We start from the raw sequence: 18,792 nt of genomic DNA, 5'->3' as shown, positions 1-18,792 counted from the left end.
GCGACAGGGATAAGGTATGCGCTGCGGCGATGAGTTGTTTCTATTTTTCGAACTCCAAATATGGAGTGATTTTCTGAATGGTTTCGGATTTCAGCGTCGGTATCTTGCGAAGATCTTCAACATTGTGGAAATCACCATGCTGAAATCGATAGGCAACAATTGCTCTGGCGACAAAACCCGAAATATAGGGATGAGTGGACAGCTCTTTTTCGTTCAACCTGTTGACGTAGAGTTTTCGGGGTCGAAAATCAACCGCGATAAATCCGTTATCTTTTAAAAGTTTCACCACTGTGGTATCTAATCCAAACACTTCTCCCAGCTGATTTTCATTCACAAATCCTCCCAAGGCATCACGATACTTAAGTATTCGTATCGAAAGCTTGGTTCCTATTCCTCTAATCAATTTTAGTTGCGTTGTGTCGGCAACGTTTAAATCAAAACTGCTTAACGCAGATTTCTGAAAACGCTGTACCATCGGTTTTTTAAATGTGGTGGTATCGTAGGCGCGTTGAACAGAAATTGGCAAATCGATGTAAGGATACAGTCGACGATAAAACGCAGAATCCATTCCAAAAATTTTAAGGAGATCATGTTTCACGCGAAAGCGACCTCCTTTTTTACGGTAGTTTGTAATTCGAGAAGCCAAAGCATCAGAAAAACCCAATGAATCAAATTCGATTGTGGTAGCACGATTCGGATCGAAATGAAACATTTTACTGCGCTGGGCAGCTCGCGGATGATCGACCGGCAATTTTTTCCACAGTGCGGCAATACTGTCGAGTTTTCCGATATCACTCGATAAATCAACGGTATGTTGCAATTGAAAAAAGTGATAGATCGGCTGCGAACATAACGCAACAACCATCAATGGAAGCATGATCAAGAATGCATTGATGTGGGCACGCGGAAATCCGAAGAAGTCGCGTACCAAACGACGGAGTTTAAACATAACAGCTAACGGTTTGAGATAACAAAATAAAAAATTTTGTCATCGAAGCGAAATCCAAAACAAAGTGAAGGTTCGTAGATCTCGAAAACAAAGAAACCTCACCTATGAAAATGTTGAAAGTAACGACCATGCTATTGGTCGCAGGAATTCTTACGCTCTTCAGTTACGCCAATCTTCGCGTACGCTCGGAAGGAGAAAAACAAAAAAGTGTTGAGCTCACGTCATTTCTGTTGACGGGTAATCTTGATTCCGTAGCATTATATACACTAGAAAAGAAAATTCAATCGACAAAAGGTGTGCGATCATGTTCAATCAATGCGCGCGGGAAAGCAGCTTGTGTGATCTACTATAAAGACATGATAAGCGAATCTTCTGTGGCATCGCTGCTCACCGAAGGCTCAATTTCAAAGGTTACAAAGAAAGATTTGTCTGCTACGCGCGGCGGATGTCCGGTACACCAACTTGGTGCTTCCTTCAACAGATTTATGACCTTGTTGGATGTAAGAACGCAATAAAAATTAACGTAAAACCAAACAAAAAAAAGAATGAAAAAAAATGTTTTAAGAAGCATCTCTGCGATGCTTATGATCTCCGTATGTACCGCCATGATTGGCTGCAGCGATGACGATGAAAAGAAAGAAGAAACACCTACGCTCTATACCAGGCTCGGTGGCATCGATGCCATCAGCACGGTAGTCGATGATTTCCTTACGAACGTTGTTGCCGACACGGAGATCAACGATAAGTTTGAAGCAACAGTGGCTGATTCGTATAGAACACAATTGCTTCGCGCCAACCTCATTGATCAGATTTGCGCCGGCGCAGGCGGACCTTGTTCGTACAAAGGAAAAAGTATGAAAGAAGCGCATGCTGGAATGGGCATTTCAACAGTGGAGTTTAATGCATTGGTTGGCGATCTTGTAAAGGCGTTAGATAAGAACAGTGTTCCCACGGCAGAAAAAAATGAGTTGTTGGCAGTTTTAGGACCGATGAAAGCTGATATCGTAGAAGACTAAATTTTATGATCCTAACATCCAACCAAATAGCGCTCTGCCCGTAAAACGGTGGAGCGTTTCGTTACTCCTTATTTATACTGATTCTAAATTGACAATCAGGTGACTTTTATCATGACAGATGTTCTCCCAGGTTTTACTTTTGTAGTCCCGCATGACACAGAATTTTAAAGCATTAGTTTTAACGTACAAAACAGCGCCTGTTGCCCTTAGAGAGCAGGTATCGTTGAATGAAACGGGCGCGAAAAAACTCCTGAATTTCATCAGGGATTACGTTTCTGCCACTGATGTGCTCGTCGTATCTACCTGCAATCGCACGGAAATCTATTATTTGGCCGAAAAGGACCATTCTAGCGATATTTTGAAGGGTTTGAGCCTGATCAAAAATCTTGATGCAGGTTTTGAAAAGCATTTCACAACATATGCTGGCCAGGCTGCCGTTCAGCACCTTTTCGAGGTCGCTATGGGCTTGGATGCCCAGGTAGTAGGTGATTTCCAAATCTCCGGACAGGTAAAGAATGCGTATCAATGGAGCGCCGATGAAAACATGGCGGGACCATTTCTCCATAGACTTTTACACACCATTTTCTTTGCTAATAAGCGCGTCGTTCAAGAGACGTCTTTCAGAGATGGTGCTGCCTCGATATCATACGCTGCTAAGGAATTAGCAGAAGACCTCACCGCCAGTGTTCGCGAGCCGAAAGTTCTGGTTGTTGGTGTGGGTGAAATAGGACAAGATGTGTGCTTAAATCTTCAGCATTCGAGAATCAAGAATGTGATGATCTTAAACCGCACGGTTGAGAAGGCAGAGAAATTAGCGGTCCGCTGTGGATTCAACTTTGGCGGTATTGATCAATTAGAAAGTGAACTTGCAAAAGCTGATGTAATTATTTCATCGGTATCAGGTCAAGAGCCTTTGATCACATCAGCTATGATGCGTGAGGTGAAAATTCTTTCACACAAGTTTTTGATCGACTTGTCTATTCCGAGAAGTATTGAGCCTTCGGTAGAAGAAGTTCCTGGAACGATTGTTTACAATCTCGACGACATCCAAGAGAAGACCAATGAAGCTGTTGAAAAACGGAGAGCTTCAATTCCAAAAGTGCAGGCGATCATTCATGAAGCGATGGCCGAATTTGAGGACTGGTCGAAAGAAATGGTGGTGTCACCAACCATTCAGAAATTAAAGAATACGTTAGAGCAAATTCGTAAAGAAGAGCTTGCGCGTTTTTTGAAAAATGCAAAACCTGAAGAAGCAGAAAAGCTTGAAGAAATGAGCCGTTCGCTGATGCAGAAGATATTGAAATATCCGGTGTTACAATTGAAAGCAGCGTGTAAGCGCGGCGATGCAGAGTCACTCACCGAAGTTCTGCATGAGTTATTCAATCTCGAAAAAACTGCAGAGAAACACTAAACAGATATTGTTATCAATAAAAAAGTCCGGACCTCAATCCGGACTTTTTTATTTTATACTCGAAGGGCTTATGCCGAAGCGACGCTTAAACGCCGTCGAAAAATGATTTGGATTTTTATATCCCACAATCGACGACACCTCATTCACAAACATTTTATTATCCCGCAATAAGTGGTTGGCATGAATCATCCGCAAGTCGTGGATATAGTCGAAGATGGTAGTTTCGAATTGCATCTTGAACCCTTTCTTGAGTTTGAATTCATTTAACCCAAAGGTGCGCGCGATGCCCCGTAGCGAAAGATCATCGGTAAAATGAATGTCTAAATATTTCTTGATGTCATGAAAGACATCTGCATCGGATCGTTTGGTCGATTTAACAATGGCGGTGCTTTGTCCCAACTGTAGCGCGATCAACTCCAGCACCTTCCCTTCTATAAACATCGATTTTAGTTTTCCTTGCAACGGGGTCGAAAAAATATCGTCGAGCGATTGACGCATGGAAGCGTTTACCGAATGACTTCCACTCCACGTCATTTGTTGGCGATAAAGACTTTCCTTCAGCTTTCCTGTGGTTCTATCCAGGTCGCACAAGAGTTCCGCGTAATAGTCGCGCTTGATGGTAAAATGAAAGCCGTGAACATTTCTATTCACTAACAAATCATAACGCGGTTCTGGTGCATAAATATGGTGATGTTGAAAATCGGCCAGCGCCGTTTGGAAATTGTACTTTGGAAAATGTAGCGCCACCTGTCCTTGCATCGTGAAGCAAATGTTGATATTCTCGACCATCTGCTCTTCGTTGTACTCGATGCGGAGATTATCATCCACGACCGATTTATATTGGAGTATCGTACCGATTTCGTGTTTCAATTCACGTGTCTCCAGTGCGCCCAATTCCTTTTTCACCATTCGGTATTCGTTATAGTCAGGATCGTCGTTATGTTTGATGACCGTTGACAACTCCATCAGGTTGTCCATTGACAGCGTCTTGTAGGGTGGCATGGGTATTCTCGAATTGCGTGGTTTAACGGAGCGAAACACAATTGGTTAGTCGTCCTCCATCATCATGTAGTCGTTTCGATGCAAAGCAAGTAGGTTACCTCACATGATCCGCCAGGCGTAGACCTTGCTCCTTTTAGCGTAGTCCAAAAACAGTAGACCACCCGTTATTGCGTCTAAAATTGTTTTCACTATTTATGTTAAAGAAGATTTTAAGGGTTACAGGGATCGTGCTTGGAAGCATCGTTGTGTTGGCCATCGGATATTATGTGAAGGTATGCATTAGCGTTAACAATCGGCATACTAAAACCTACACTGTTACACCACAAGTCGTAAACATTCCCACCGATTCAGCGTCGTATGCATTGGGAGGAAGGTTGATTAAAGCCAAAGGGTGTACAGATTGTCACGGTGACGACATGGGCGGAAAGAATTTTATTGACGACCCCGCGTTGGGACTTATTGTTGCGCGCAATCTTACGAAAGGCAAAGGAGGTCTTCCGCAAGATTATTCAACCGCAGATTGGGTTCTTGCTTTAAAGCACGGTTTGGATCGTGACCACAAGCCTTTGATCATCATGCCTGCGCATGAATACACGATGCTCAGCGAACAAGATATGGGCTCGATCATCGCCTATTGTCAGACGCTTCCTAATGTGGATCGTGAACTTGAAGAATCATCCATTGGTCCGTTGGGAAATATCTTAACTGACGCTGGTAAGATTGCGTTGTTCCCTGCAGAGGCAATCGATCATAATAGAACATTGACAAAAGAAGTTGTGCCTGCAGTAACTGTTGCCTATGGAGAATATGTTGCGGTAGCGTGTCAAGGTTGCCACCGTAAAAACATGAAGGGTGGAGAACCCGTTGCGCCAGGCTTCCCCGTTGTAGCTGACATTTCGTCGACAGGTCATCCAGCAAATTGGACTGACGAACAATTCATCGCGACTTTGAGAACAGGGAAAACACCAGAAGGCAAGGTTCTCAATCCGAAGGAGATGCCTTGGACGATGACAAAAGAATTGACCGATGTTGAATTGAAAGCACTTCACTTGTATCTGAAGAGCATCTAATAAAATACCGGCTGTCGCATCAGATGAGAGGGTAGTTGAGTTTGCGGCAGCCCGGTTTTTCTTGTGTTTTAAATTTTGTTTTCACTTCCTGTAATTTTCTTGGCTATCTTCGACTTATCCTAAAAGTCTTCTCCTTTGGCCATCGAGGAAGAAAAAAGATTCATATCCCTGATCAACGAAAACCAGGGCCTTATCCACAAGGTCTGCATCATGTATGAAAATGATCATGATGCACGGAACGATCTTTTTCAGGAAATCGTCCTTCAGCTTTGGCGTTCATTCCCAACGTTCCGTGGTGAAGCGAAGATCACCACCTGGATGTATCGTATCGCTTTGAATACAGCGATCTCAGGTCTTCGAAAGCATACCCGAAATGTGAAGACTGAAGATCTAAGAGAAGTACATTTTAATATATCGGAGCATCATGTAGACGAACGCGAGGACGATTTTCAACGGCTACAGTGGGCTATTCGCCAATTAACCGAAGTAGAGCGCGCAATGATCATGATGGCGCTGGAAGAAATTCCATACGATGAAATCGCAGAAACTATTGGTATCACCCAGAATAACGTGCGTGTAAGAATGAATCGGATCCGCGAAAAACTTAGAAAACTCATGGGGTAGTTGACATGGAACTAGAAGATTTAAAAAATATTTGGAAGAACGGCGAAGCTTTTAAACTCAAGAATGAAGTTGAGTTGGCAAGTATGCTCCGAGGAACGAGCCAATCGATCATTTCAAAGCTTAAGAAAAGCGTTTGGTTCGAGCTGCTATTTACCATCGGCGCAGGAATAGCGCTGTTCATTTATGCGCTTACACTTCCGTCTGGCGCATTGAAATGGACGTCACTTTCTATTTTGATCATGCTCGCGGGGTACTCTTTCTACTATATTAAAAAACTCGTCTTACTTATTCGTTTTGATTCGTCAAGTGAAAACATCAAGAGTAACTTAGAAAAATTATACCTCACCTTTTCGAGCTATTTAAAATTCTATAAGCGCAGTTATACAATCCTTTATCCCGTATACTTCTGCCTCGGTTTGATTTTCGGTGCACTGGAAAGAGGTACCGACGAATTCCTAGAGGCACTCATTCAAACGAAAACAATTATCTACTTGGTATTTGTCGCTGCTGTGTTTTTCTTTTGCAGCACATGGTTAACGACATGGTATCTGCGAAAGCTCTATGGCAATCAAATGGATAAGCTGCGCGATGTGTTATACGAATTAAAACAAGATTTTCCGGCAGCTTAGCAGGTCGCGGCAATGCTTCTAGAAAGCTCCGCTGTGATTTTTTGAAGGGCTGGCGTATCTACAAATTTTTGATTGATTTCGATTTCGATACCTGCATATTCCTGATCTCGAAAGTGCGTTCTTAAAAAAGTTGTGAAGCCATCATCGATGCCGCGATACGGTTCGTTCATTTTAATCTTATACCCGGCCAGGTTCTTCTTCAACATCGCACTCATACGGGCACAACAATCAGATTCTAATTTTCTTTCCGGGTCGAAAAGCAAGCCGATGTCTACGTCTCGGGTCTCACCATTCCACATTGGTGTGAATGTATGAATTGAAAGATGAACGACTGGCGCACCGATATCGAGAATGTTGGCGACAACGGCGTGCCTGTAAGCCACATATATGTTTTGGACGAGGTGATCTTTTTCAGCATTAGACAGGTCTGCTGAGAACTCAGAAAATAAGTCATGATTTCCCAGGGAACGGTTGGGCTCAATAAGCAGTCTGGTGGTTCGACAGGTATGCAGGGGTGCCTTGAGTTGTAAGGCCAATTGGTGTGCAACGCCTTCGGCACCGGGATCCCATCCTCGGTGTGATTCTAACACGCTTTCAACCCCATGAAACAATTTTGCATACCTTTCGGGTACCGTATTGCCGGCGTGTTCACAAGTTATGATAGGCGCGAGCTTCATTTTTTTGTACAATTTACCCCAAACTAGCTCAATTTGCCACAGGGGTGGTTGGTGCGCATAGAAATACCGTTGCGGACATGAAAAAAAACAACCTCCCGGTTAGGCAATTCGTAATTTTACAGACATGAACCGATGGATCGATAAGCTCAAATCACCCTTTCCGTTCTATCTCGACAACGACCGGAAAAATTTTGTCCTCATTGTCGGACTAAGTCTTTTCGTTGTGCTTTTCTTAAATATCTATCGGCCCCACACCGATCATATCGATCTAACCGTACCGCAACAGTTCCTATTCGGCGCTGTGACTTTAGTAATTCTCACATTCAACATCATCGTTCTTCCAAAGATTTTTCCTGGTTACTTCGATCAATGGACACTGGGCAAATATATTTTCATCACTTTTTTGCACATGCTATTTATTGGTATTGCATCCTCTTTGATCGACATCTACTTTTTGAGGCCCGATCGCACGGTGCTTCAGAACATTTTCGGTGCCAATCGCCAGGTGATCATGACGGGGGCGTTTCCGATTACATTTCTATTCCTGTTCTTAAAGAATATCATGCTCAAGCAGAACCTGAAAGACGCTTTGTTAGCAAATCAGGAGCTTGAGAAAATCAAGACGTTGAAGAAAGAGACACCTGTGAAAACGGTGGCCAGCAACGCGTTAACGATCCACTCCGATACCAGTGAGACGTTAAGCCTTCACTTACCGGATCTACTTTTTGTAGAAGCCGACGATAATTACTCCACGTTTTATTGGAAAAATGGTGCCGGTATTCAAAAGAAGCTGCTGCGTGTCAATCTCAAGAATATTGAAAGTCAAATCAATAATAGCTTTGCCATACGTTGCCACCGTTCTTACATCGTGAATGTAAATGCAATCAGCAACATCACCGGGAATACGAACGGTTATAAGCTTCAAATACTGGACACGGAATTTTTCATTCCGGTATCACGACCTAAGGGAAAAGAAGTGATCGAAAAGATCCAGCAACTGAAAAATGTAATGGAACTGGCCTAGCATTTCACCCCAGGCCATGCATTATTGACCCCAATACCGCACCACTCGCGCCAACACCAACACCATTCGCTCCATTGCCCAATTTATGAAAGATACATGCGCTTTCTTTGTGTCATTAAAGTCACAAAACGCCAAGCTCATGAAAAATATAATGTTTACCATTTTGTTTGCAGTTGCAACCACGGTAGTGTTTGCACAAGAAAAAACAACGCCGAAAAGTGAATTTACGGTCGAGCTTTCTACAACAACCGTTAGCGCAAAACCGGGCGAGACTACTTCTGTTGACATTACTTTAAATCGTTCGAAGTCGTATTCAAAATCAAATGCAAAACTCGGTTTGTCGTCAGGACTTCCAGCAGGTGTAACCATTGAATTTGAACCAGCAGAGGGAGTGATTGAAAAAAGTACCGCGAAAATTTCTTTGAGCCGCGAAGTAAAAGCCGGTTCTTATACGATTATTTTGAATAGTGTTATCCAAAATAAAAGCAAGGGAAAAACGCTCAAGCTTGTTGTTAACGACGACACCAACGCTGTGACGCTTAATTAGTCTGGCCTTCAACCTGTGGCCGAAAGAATATATCTGTTGATTGAAGGAAATACCTAAGCTGAGTTTTAAATGAGAACGAAGCAAGCCGGATGAGAAATCGTCCGGCTTTTTTATTGTCACCGGATTCTTACCCCAGGAACATTTTGTTTTGCGCCAGACATGACGACAACTTTTTATAGACTGAAACAACGCGCGCCCTGTCGGGCTGCGTTCCTAAAGCTTTTTTGATTCGATATGCCAATGTTCCATGTTTTAAAATGATATCGAGTTCAGGTTTCCACCGTTGAAGCGCACCGTGGCCATTTGCAATTAGTTTTTGAAGAATGTGCTCCCATACTTCATTTGCTTGTCGTGTAGTCGACGCCATGCCGAATACATTCAAATATGCGGCATCATCAATAAGTGTTTCATGGCCGTTGACAATCGTTTTATCGAGTATGTTGGCCAACGAATCGGCGGTCCATTGAATTTGTTCGCCGTATGAAATAAACTCACCCTTCACGAGCGCACGGAGCGTTTCAATGACTAAAGTAACAATGGCGAGATCAGCCGTAGGACACTCTTGGATATCCATGACGCGAATTTCGATTGAACCACGATCGAAGCGTGGTATGGCGCCGCGTGAATTCACCCAAATCGGATCAAGGATTTCTTCCTTATCGTAAGGCGCGATGTCTACTTTTATCTTTTCGTAAACACCGTTAAGGTAGTTTCGTTTCGAGAACAGTTGTTCAGGAATAACTTTCCCCGTGATCGACGGAAGTTTAGCTTGGTTTGTTTTATAGTAGTGTAATCGCGTATCGTGCAGGCCAGAATATTTTCCATCCAACATTGGCGAGCTTGCACAAAGCGCCGGAAGCATGGGCAAGATTAATCTCACAGCCGCATGAAGGCTAGCGAATTCTTCGTCATCGTAAAATGGAAGATTAAGGTGCGTACTTTGCAAGTTCGACCACCCATGTCCTCGACAATCAAAGATCCGATTATAAATCTCATACACGTCGTTATTATCGTGCGGCCACAGCTTCGTTTCAACATGAGGATTCATGAACGGGTGTGCTGCTGTCGGCATTAGCATAGCATTCCATCCCAAAAGTATGGCGTTTATTCTGCGAACATTTTCCGCAAACTGATGTTCAAGCGCACTGAAATTGATTTCCGGATTTGAAGATTTCAACTCTACCACGTGCAGCACCAATTCATTCGACCAAGTAACCATCCCGTTGTCGTAGTCGCTACCATACGTACCAAGAACGTGCTTGAGTAATTCGTCCGTCAATGGTTTCACCATCAAAGAGTCTTTGTCTACAATCATGTATTCGAGCTCTACACCGAAAGCTTGAAAGAGATGAAGTCGCGTCATTTGATCAATCATTTAAAGTGCCTTTACCTTGTCTAGGAGTACTTCCATAATTTTCGCATACAATTTTTCTTTCAAAATCTTATCCTCTACACCGGCATCGATATTCGGATTGTCGTTGATTTCAATCACATAAAACTTTCCATCCACTTCTTTCATATCCACGCCATACAAACTCCGTCCGATCAAGGCTGTTGCTTTCATGGCCGTACGAATCAAACCTGATGGTGCTTGATCAACGGGAATCGACTCTACCTCCCCTTCTTGCGTTTGTTTATCGGATGACCAGTTTACGATTTGCCAATGTTTTGTGGCCATGAAATACTTACAAACGAAAAGCGGTTTACCATCCACGATACCTACACGCCAATCGAATGGCGTCGGTAAAAATTCTTGCGCGATCAACAGTTCTGACTTTTGAAACATACTTCCACACACCTGTTTATACTCTTCTTCATCATTGATTTTAAAAACTCCCTTACTGAATGCACCATCGGGCTGTTTGAGAATAAAAGGATAGGCAAGTTTTGTCGGCAGCGTTTTGTAATTTGATTTACTGATTACAAAAGATTTTGGTGTAAGAATCTTATTCGCATTCAATAGTTCAAACAGGTAAACTTTGTTCGTGCATTTCAATATAGAATCCGAATCGTCAATTACCGCGAGCCCTAATGATTCGGCCTTCTTTGCAAACTTAAAGGTGTGGTGATTGACAAAGGTCGTTTCGCGAATCAATAACGCATCGTATTTAATGAGGTCGGCAAAATCATTCTTCGTGATTAATTCCACCGTGAATCCAGCTTGATCTGCAGCCTTGATAAAACGTTGAATTGCTTTTTCATCTGAAGGTGGATTCGGGTCGTCAGGATCGACGAGAATTGCAAGATCATACTTCTTTTTATCGGGTTGTTGGACATCGCGCTTTCGAAGCAAAAATTTTTCCACTGCTTTACGCATGAGCGGACGATCATCGTCGGGAATTTCCTCTACACTCACCGGTCGAATACTTTGTAAAACCCATTTTGTCTTTTTAGAAAACACTACCGTAAGGCAAGGAGCCTGAACGTAAAGAAACAATTGCTTTGCGAGTCTATTAAAATGTTCCTTTCGCGCAATGCCGAGATAGATATCAAACTCAACTTTATCTTTGTCTTCATTCTTAAACGTCGTCTGAATTAATTGATCGAAATCTTCAAAGTCTTCTCTCAATATTGAGGGATACCTAAAATTCTGGAGCGTATAAATTTCCGGGAGCACATTGTGTTTGCGCGCCTCGGCAAGCAACGAAACATAGTAGCCAATACTTTGATATTGATAAGACTTACAAAGATTGAGGATACGCAATCCTTTCTCTTGCAATTGAGGCTCTGCAATATATTTGGATGGCGTTATAACCTGCACATCATCGAGTGTGAGGTTCCAAAACTCGGGATTCTCGACTATGATTAGCTTTCTCATTGAGTTATCGGATATCCGTTACCAGTTATCGTTATCTACTCCTCATTCAAGTCAACACCTGCAGCAACGACACGAAATCTTCGTGCGCTACGTTTGATTTCATTTTAAGCTTTTCTTCGGCTCGATTACAAGAAGGTTTGCATCATAGGTAACAATACCTAGCATGATGCTGTTGAGTAGTCTTGTAAAGGGAACGCTATAGTTTTGCCCTTTGCCTAACGGATTGGGTTCCATCGGATCGCTGAGATAAACGCAATCCTTTTCTTCATCGTAACCGCTGATCACAACAAAGTGTCCAGCAGGTTCTCCTTTAATGCTGTCATAAATATCGAATTGGGGAATCTCGCGTGGTGTTCCATAGAGGTAGGTAGCGCTAAGTCCGGTTAATATTGGTGTCGACTTTTTCAGATACTTCTTAATCAAATCCGAATCTAGCTCACCGTATTTCAATTCACCACCAAGTTCCAAGAATTTGATATAGGCATGAGACGCGACCAATAATTTCCTTCGCTTGTTCTTAAACATCATTTGTTCCTTCAAACATTTGATCATTTTTTTGGAAGGATACTTAAACCACGTGGGGTCGAATACATTTAGGTTGTAGGTATAGATTTGCGCCTTATACCCGCGACGAAGGGCGTGATTTCCCAACATAACCGCCAACGTACCACCAGTCTTCAATTGTTTTACTTCCCGGATTACTTGCTTTAACGGAATGTCATCACCGTAGTAATGATAGAGTGCCTGAAGACACGTTGGCCCGCAAGTCACCTCATCGGGCTGTGCTTGAATATCGAAGCCGAGACCAAGTTCTTTCCGCATAGGTCAACTCAAGATCTTAGTAATTAACAAATCAAAAACTTCTACAAGAATTAATATAATGATAATGTATTCTAGTAAGCTACTTTCTCTTTGGTGAATAATTTCTCGAAACACCGTCAAGTTATCCTCAATGATGCGCAGCATGTATTCTACTTCACTGAAGCGAACACGTAGATCGAAATGTTTTATTAAGCCCTGATGTAGCTTATCGAGATATTGATCGTCCCATACAAGGTCGGGTGCGTCAAAGATGTATATATTTTCTGCGATGTCGTTTTGCGTATTAAGGGCCTTCCCTAAAAAACGCATCATGTTTTTCCGGCTGATCTTCAGTTTGCCAGTAAGCTCAAGTTGATTTGCAAAACCTTTCACTTCTGTAAGTAGGCCATCGCTCACATCGTGATAGTGATCGAGTGCAACCGACTGTGCTAAGTTGAACATCGTGATGCGAATTACTTTCACATCCAATTTATCGACGACAACTTCATCGAATTCATAAGCCAAAGTTGCGCCATCCTGACATGAGATTTCATGATCGTCTCGAAGCCAATTGTTCACAGGATTTTTTTGATGTGCTAATACGGCTTTTACCGCCCACTTCATTTCGTCTTCCGTATATCCTGCAAAAACAACGACACCGAAGTTGAAATAATATTGAAATTTTCCGCCGCTAAAACTATAGAACAATTCAGATGATGAATCTGCCAAAGGTTTGATATCGAGAAAACTTTTGATTCCCTTAATATCAAGCTGACTTGCGACGAAGAGTGCAGACAATTTCACGCGTTGTGTCATACATGCGCTTTTACTAAATATATAAATTTAAATTAATGAACGATGCATGGCGGATTCAGTGAAATTTCAGGAAATTCGCACCGATTAATTGATTATGAAGAAAATATTGCTCATTGGTATCTTTTCGATGTACACCCTATCAGCATTTTCATGGGGTGCGACGGGACATCGTGTAACGGGCTGGATTGCCGAACAGTACCTTAATAAAAATGCTAAGAAACGTCTCGAACAAATTCTGAAAGGTCAATCGCTAGCCATTGCCAGTACTTGGATGGATGAAATTCGTTCTGACTCGCTCTATGACCACACGGCGGATTGGCATTGGGTCACTATTCAAGATGGACAGACGTATGCACAAAGTATCAAAAATAAGAATGGCGACGTTGTGCAAACCATCGAGCGAATCATTGCCGACTTAAAAAGCAAAAAGCTCAATATGAAAGAGGAGCAAGAGGCTGTCAAAATGTTAATTCACCTAATCGGCGATATTCATCAGCCACTACATGTTGGCGGTGGTAATGACCGCGGCGGTAATGATATCAAAGTGACATGGTTCAGAGAAGACAGTAATTTACATCGCATCTGGGACAGCGATATGATTGACGACACCAAACTGAGCTATACGGAATTCGCGCAGTCATTGGAACGCCCCGACGCCACCAGACTTGCTGTGATCCAAAAAAGCAACATCAATGATTGGGTTGCCGAAAGTATGAGCTACCGCCAACAAGTTTATAAAACTGGTAATGGAAAACTCGGTTATCAATACGCATACCGGAACATGAACATTGTAAGGGATCGATTGCTATTGGCCGGCATTAGAATCGCCACTGTATTAAACGAGCTTTACGGAAAATAATATCGATTGACATCTCGATAAAAAAAATACCTCAGTGCAAGCTGAGGTATTTTTTTATTTGATTGATGAGTTTATTCTTTACTCCACATCTCTTCGACAGGACTGCCTGTAGCAGCGCTTGGCAATTTGATATTTAACAACATTGACATTGTTGGTGCAATGTCTGTGATCGTATGATACTTCACCGACTCTCCATGCTTAACACCTTTACCAAAGAATAAAATGGGCACGTGCGTGTCGTAGGTGTATGTCGAGCCATGGGTTGAACCCGCCACGCGAGATGATTCGAACCAGCCTGGTTCAAGCACTACAAGGATGTCGCCTGATCGTTTTGGATGGTAACCGCGGATGAGCATTCCTTTGCTTCCGCCTTCTGTGAAAGAACCTTTACGCATATCACTTTCGGAATATACATTGGCCACACCTTCCATGGCCATAAGGTATTTGATGATCAATTCAGTAGCCACCAACAAATCTACGCTGGATGTTTTTGGATCGCCATTGAAGGCATTGACGTTAAGAAATATCTGTTCATTGCCCATGTCTTCGATGATGTCGCGACCTGGAAAAAACTTCAGCAAGTAGGCTTCGAGATTGGCACGAACATTCGCATCGTTAAAGTACCCCGCTGGCGTTTTACTATCGCGAAGATATTGTGGTACTTCGGCAACGGCATGATCGGCAGTTAAGAACACTGTGTAATTCCCTTTTCCTACTTTTTCATCTAGCGACTTAAGAATTGTCTCTAAGTTTCGATCAAGTCTGAGGTAGGTGTCTTCAAGCTCAACAGAATTTGGCCCTGCAGAATGACCGACATAATCGGTCGAAGAAAAAGACAAAGTAACAAAGTCAGTTATTTGATCTTTGCCTATGGCTTCGCCGTCGATGGTCGCGAGAAACATTTCTGTTAGCAAGTCGTTGCCAAATGGCGTACCGATCAACATGTCAAAGTCACCATTGGCTTTTCGAAGCTCCTTAAGATTATAAGGGAATACAGCTTTTGCTTTTCCTTTAAACTTCGATTCATAAGGAGACTCGTCGGGGCCGCTTTCGGTGTATTGTTCGATTGGCAACAACGTGTTCCATTCTTGATTGAGGTACTTATCTGCAAGTTTTCTTCCATTGAACTGATCAACCCAGGCGGGAAGCTTTGTCATGTAGTAACTGCTTGTGATAAATTTTCCAGACTTATCGTCGTACCAATATGCGGCATCGGCCATATGTCCTGCCGGTAAAACCGCGCCGCGATCTTTCGCAGAGATACCAATGACCTTTGATTTTTTTTGCGTAAACAATTTCAGCTCATCCGTGATGGTTGTTGATTGCAATCGCGAGGGCGCCACATCACCATTTCCATTATCGGTTCCAACGGGTTTGTATCGTCCGTCTTCGACGCAGTTTACTTTTCTACGCGCTAACCGGTCGTAGAAGTCATTAGCGATAATACCGTGATTCGCGGGCGTCGTTCCCGTGTAGATTGAAGCATGACCAGGCCCCGTGTAGGTCGGTGCGTAATTATAATGTGCATTCTTCAACATGAATCCTTCACCCATGAGGCGCTTGAATCCGCCATCACCGTATTTACTATAGAATCGATAGAGATATTCTTGTCGCATTTGATCAACCGTGATCCCTACAACAAGTTTGGGCTGTTCCGACATTTGAGCCATCGTTAGCAACGGCATCATCACCACCATACAGAGGATTACAAACCTTTTCATCTTATAAAATTAATAGGGCGTCAAGATAGAGTTTAATGCTTAAAGCAGAAAGCGTCTATGTTTAAGTTTGGGTTAAGCACGGAACAGCGGTAACATGCATGGATTTCCGTTGGAGCTATGTCAAATGGAGTGTGGAAGAAAGCCGCTATAAAAGTATTGAAAGCCCTGTCATAATCGTCGTAAACAGAATGGGCAAGCGATATATCAGCATAGCATTTGAAGATACAAAATGACACGCCAAAAGCCAGCGGCGCGAAACAACAATCAATTGCATCCTTTATTAATTCCCGCAGTATATTTTTTCGTAGTCATCTGCTTCGTAAACTTCCTTGCGAATGAATTTACCGTTTGCATCGTAGTAAATCACAACGAATACTGATGCCTCCTCCACATGCTTCTCAGTAAAAAATACCGGTACATCTGCCGATCCTACATTGATGACGTCGCTGAAGTTAAGGGGAATGATAACACCTTGCGTGCTGGACAACACACCATATTTTTTTTCATGATCGATGATCGCCAGCTTTTCCGTTGCCGTGTTCCGAATGTATTTGATCGATTTAATTCCATGTAATCGCGTTTGTTGCGCGGCGACTTGTATCATCGACCATTGCGTTTGCTTTCTCACAAAAGCGAGTGAATCATTCCAATATTGAATTTCGTCAAACTCAAATTTGCTGATCGGTTTATTATTCATGTCAACAAATCCCCAAGCGCCACTTTTATATGCTGTAAGAAACTTTTTATTGTATTGTGTAATATTCTTGGCGTATTCGGGATTGATCATTTTTTGTGTTTTGATCAAATAAGTACCAAAGCGCGTTCCTTTTAAAAGTGAAATTGTACCGTCGCGAACAGTTCCGATGGCATCGAACGCTATTGGTGTTAGCGCTTTTCCACCAGCACCCAATAAGCCCTTCTTGTCATTCTTGGTGATGATGAAATATTGACCACCGGCATGTTGAATTTTGTCGCCTGTAAAGACGAATTCTTTCTTTCCGCGTTCATTAAAAAGTGTTTTTGTTTTAGGCGTGGCAATGACAAAGAACGCCGAAGAATCTTGCCCTGGAATAAAGGTGAACGCCTCGGTAGAATTAAGTTTAACCTGGCGCGCTTTATTTATAATTATCGTGGTGCTATCGTGGCGTATCGCGATCGCGAAGGGACCTTTCACTTGAATCGTATCATAAGCAGGGGGCAGGATTGTATGGTCTTTGGTGTCGAAGATATGCCATTGCTGAGACTTCTTCACGAGTGCCCAAGGTTGAATCATGTGAACCGCATCGATCGCGTGGGTTTTATCTCCCCTTTCATCGTACAACTGAACGTGATCTGTCTTTCGGGACGCGCCGAAGTAGGTCTGTTCAAGTTTACCCTCTTCGAAGCCGATCACTACCTGAAGGTTTTGATCCATGACACCTTCGAATCTACCGGCTTTCAACCAAACACGCTGCTGTCGCCAGGGCGTACAAGCATCAAATGCATCAGATAATTTTAAAGGTTGCTGGTTGGCTGATCGCGCTATTGTTTGGGTAGTCGCTAGTCTGTACTTTTTATCCTTCTCGAACACTACTATTTCGCCTACGTTGGTGATGTTATCAAACGACTGCCCGATCATTCTTCTTCCATTCATTGCCCATAGCCCCCAGTATCCATTGCTCTTGAGTGCCAGATATTTTCCGGCAATGACTTTAGCATCTTCAACACAAGAATCACCGACCACAAAGCCCGAATGATGAATAACCTTGAAGCAATCGTCATTTCCGGCTAACCAAAATCCGTTACCGACCGGCTCAACAACGTCAATGGATTGGTTGCTGGCCACTACACCCTCGTGAGAAACTGCTTTTCCATCGAGTGCAAGGATCTTATCGGTAATATTGCCACATCTATAGCGCTTATCGATCTCTTCATAAAGGGGTTGAATAACTTCCTCACCCAACGCATTCATGAACCCAAATTTGCCATTGTGAAGTATCGGAACAAGCATCGATTCTCCGGTGTGCAGGGAATCAGCGTCGTTGATGTCAAGGTGATTGACTATGGCTTTTGCTTTTTTGCTTAAAAGATGATCACGGAAAAGCGCGATGAAGGCGAGGTAGTCGTCGCGTTCACCCGAGGCAGTCTGAATTTCAAAGATCTTTTGAATGGCTTCGTCGCGGTGCGGAGAGTTCGGGTAGTGCATCACGAACTGCTGAAAATCTTCGGCTCGCTGAGATTTTGTTTCATCGTCGAAGACCAACTTTTCATAGCGCGCCTGAGCCACCATCGCTTTCTGTGACTGAGGATATTGGTCGAGGTAGTAGCGAAATGCTTCGCGCGTATTTTCCTGAGAAGCTTCTTTGAAGGCTGCTTCATTTCTGAGTTCGACCGCTTCGTTCTTGGATATTGCCAATGGAAATTTTACGAGGAAAGTATTGTATGCAGCCGACGTGTTCGCGCGCTTGGCTCGCTCAAATGCGGCACTGTCAATGCGTTGGCGTAATGTGACCAGCACAACGCTATCAATCGGAAACCGACGCATTCGTTCCTGATTCTTGCTAGTGGCACCGGAAAAGTATTTCCATGAAGTCATGGTATATCGATACGCGGAGTCGATATTGTAGCCGGCATTGGCTGGAGAGAAGAAGTAGATCGCCACGAGGTAGTGTGTGACTGCGTTAGTCGAATCCCTATCGAGGAGCTTTCGAACTTGTTTGTTTGCTTTTTCAAATCGTGACGCGCGAATATTTTTAAGTGCACTTTTTTCGGACATCATCTGAGCTGTAGCCAAGGTTGGCAAGGCAATCAGAAGGTAAACCAGAAGAGATCTTGAAATCAATTTTTAA

General features: G+C 43.0%; 18 protein-coding genes. 9 read left to right on the top strand and 9 right to left on the bottom strand.

The window, feature by feature from the left end; all coding sequences use genetic code 11:
- Positions 1-40: 40 nt before the first annotated feature.
- Positions 41-949, bottom strand: a complete 909-nt coding sequence (locus DQQ10_RS13995) for a ComEA family DNA-binding protein (RefSeq protein ID WP_112747497.1) — start codon at positions 947-949, stop codon at positions 41-43.
- 104 nt (positions 950-1,053) lie between these two features.
- Between DQQ10_RS13995 and DQQ10_RS13990 the strand changes: the two genes are divergently transcribed.
- From DQQ10_RS13990 to hemA, 3 genes are all read left to right on the top strand, one after another.
- Positions 1,054-1,464: an RNA-binding protein gene (locus DQQ10_RS13990; protein ID WP_112747496.1), complete on the top strand. Its 411-nt coding sequence runs from the start codon at positions 1,054-1,056 to the stop codon at positions 1,462-1,464.
- A gap of 30 nt (positions 1,465-1,494) precedes the next feature.
- Positions 1,495-1,965, top strand: a complete 471-nt coding sequence (locus tag DQQ10_RS13985; protein WP_112747495.1) for a group I truncated hemoglobin — start codon at positions 1,495-1,497, stop codon at positions 1,963-1,965.
- 151 nt (positions 1,966-2,116) lie between these two features.
- Positions 2,117-3,376 (top strand): glutamyl-tRNA reductase, encoded by a 1,260-nt coding sequence (gene hemA / locus DQQ10_RS13980; protein WP_112747494.1) that lies wholly within the window; start codon positions 2,117-2,119, stop codon positions 3,374-3,376.
- 48 nt (positions 3,377-3,424) lie between these two features.
- On the opposite strand, the gene DQQ10_RS13975 is transcribed toward hemA, so the two are convergent.
- Entirely contained in the window at positions 3,425-4,378 is a 954-nt protein-coding gene (locus DQQ10_RS13975) for a helix-turn-helix transcriptional regulator (protein ID WP_112747493.1), read from the bottom strand.
- 194 nt (positions 4,379-4,572) lie between these two features.
- Here DQQ10_RS13975 and DQQ10_RS13970 point away from each other — a divergent pair, with 194 nt between their 5' ends.
- The 3 genes from DQQ10_RS13970 to DQQ10_RS13960 all read left to right on the top strand — a co-directional run bounded on the left by DQQ10_RS13970 (position 4,573) and on the right by DQQ10_RS13960 (position 6,701).
- The gene (locus tag DQQ10_RS13970; RefSeq protein WP_112747492.1) at positions 4,573-5,448 is read left to right on the top strand and encodes a cytochrome c4; all 876 of its coding nucleotides are present in this window, start codon (positions 4,573-4,575) and stop codon (positions 5,446-5,448) included.
- A gap of 135 nt (positions 5,449-5,583) precedes the next feature.
- Positions 5,584-6,072: an RNA polymerase sigma factor gene (locus tag DQQ10_RS13965; RefSeq protein ID WP_245970412.1), complete on the top strand. Its 489-nt coding sequence runs from the start codon at positions 5,584-5,586 to the stop codon at positions 6,070-6,072.
- A 5-nt stretch (positions 6,073-6,077) separates the two neighbouring features.
- Positions 6,078-6,701, top strand: coding sequence for a hypothetical protein (locus DQQ10_RS13960; protein ID WP_112747490.1), 624 nt, complete (start codon positions 6,078-6,080; stop codon positions 6,699-6,701).
- Here the strand turns inward: DQQ10_RS13960 and DQQ10_RS13955 are convergent.
- Positions 6,698-7,378 (bottom strand): N-formylglutamate amidohydrolase, encoded by a 681-nt coding sequence (locus tag DQQ10_RS13955; protein ID WP_112747489.1) that lies wholly within the window; start codon positions 7,376-7,378, stop codon positions 6,698-6,700. The two genes, DQQ10_RS13960 and DQQ10_RS13955, sit on opposite strands and share 4 nt — an antisense overlap.
- Before the next feature lie 124 nt (positions 7,379-7,502).
- Here DQQ10_RS13955 and DQQ10_RS13950 point away from each other — a divergent pair, with 124 nt between their 5' ends.
- Positions 7,503-8,402 (top strand): LytR/AlgR family response regulator transcription factor, encoded by a 900-nt coding sequence (locus DQQ10_RS13950; RefSeq protein ID WP_112747488.1) that lies wholly within the window; start codon positions 7,503-7,505, stop codon positions 8,400-8,402.
- Between the two features lie 139 nt (positions 8,403-8,541).
- The gene (locus tag DQQ10_RS13945; RefSeq protein WP_133259648.1) at positions 8,542-8,949 is read left to right on the top strand and encodes a hypothetical protein; all 408 of its coding nucleotides are present in this window, start codon (positions 8,542-8,544) and stop codon (positions 8,947-8,949) included.
- A 127-nt stretch (positions 8,950-9,076) separates the two neighbouring features.
- Here the strand turns inward: DQQ10_RS13945 and DQQ10_RS13940 are convergent, their stop codons facing one another.
- The 4 genes from DQQ10_RS13940 to DQQ10_RS13925 all read right to left on the bottom strand — a co-directional run bounded on the left by DQQ10_RS13940 (position 9,077) and on the right by DQQ10_RS13925 (position 13,384).
- A complete protein-coding gene (locus tag DQQ10_RS13940; RefSeq protein ID WP_112747574.1) occupies positions 9,077-10,312 on the bottom strand; it encodes a carboxylate-amine ligase in 1,236 nt (411 codons plus the stop codon).
- A 12-nt stretch (positions 10,313-10,324) separates the two neighbouring features.
- On the bottom strand, positions 10,325-11,767 hold the full coding sequence (locus DQQ10_RS13935; RefSeq protein WP_112747486.1) for a RimK family protein: 1,443 nt from the start codon (positions 11,765-11,767) through the stop codon (positions 10,325-10,327).
- Positions 11,768-11,866: 99 nt separating this feature from the next.
- A complete protein-coding gene (locus DQQ10_RS13930; RefSeq protein ID WP_112747485.1) occupies positions 11,867-12,589 on the bottom strand; it encodes a C39 family peptidase in 723 nt (240 codons plus the stop codon).
- A gap of 3 nt (positions 12,590-12,592) precedes the next feature.
- Positions 12,593-13,384, bottom strand: a complete 792-nt coding sequence (locus DQQ10_RS13925; RefSeq protein ID WP_112747484.1) for an RMD1 family protein — start codon at positions 13,382-13,384, stop codon at positions 12,593-12,595.
- Between the two features lie 94 nt (positions 13,385-13,478).
- Between DQQ10_RS13925 and DQQ10_RS13920 the strand changes: the two genes are divergently transcribed.
- A complete protein-coding gene (locus DQQ10_RS13920; RefSeq protein ID WP_245970410.1) occupies positions 13,479-14,243 on the top strand; it encodes a S1/P1 nuclease in 765 nt (254 codons plus the stop codon).
- Positions 14,244-14,314: 71 nt separating this feature from the next.
- On the opposite strand, the gene pafA is transcribed toward DQQ10_RS13920, so the two are convergent.
- Both pafA and DQQ10_RS13910 read right to left on the bottom strand, forming a co-directional pair.
- The gene (pafA, locus tag DQQ10_RS13915; protein WP_112747483.1) at positions 14,315-15,964 is read right to left on the bottom strand and encodes an alkaline phosphatase PafA; all 1,650 of its coding nucleotides are present in this window, start codon (positions 15,962-15,964) and stop codon (positions 14,315-14,317) included.
- Positions 15,965-16,244: 280 nt separating this feature from the next.
- Positions 16,245-18,722 carry a WG repeat-containing protein gene (locus DQQ10_RS13910; protein ID WP_112747482.1) on the bottom strand — a complete coding sequence of 826 codons (2,478 nt, stop codon included), beginning with the start codon at positions 18,720-18,722 and terminating at the stop codon, positions 16,245-16,247.
- Positions 18,723-18,792 lie beyond the last annotated feature (70 nt).

It is taken from the genome of Pseudochryseolinea flava (assembly GCF_003286915.1).
In the GTDB taxonomy this organism is placed as follows: domain Bacteria; phylum Bacteroidota; class Bacteroidia; order Cytophagales; family Cyclobacteriaceae; genus Ohtaekwangia; species Ohtaekwangia flava.
The sequence above is the reverse complement of the archived record's forward strand: the minus strand, read 5'-3'. Positions and strand labels throughout refer to the sequence as shown.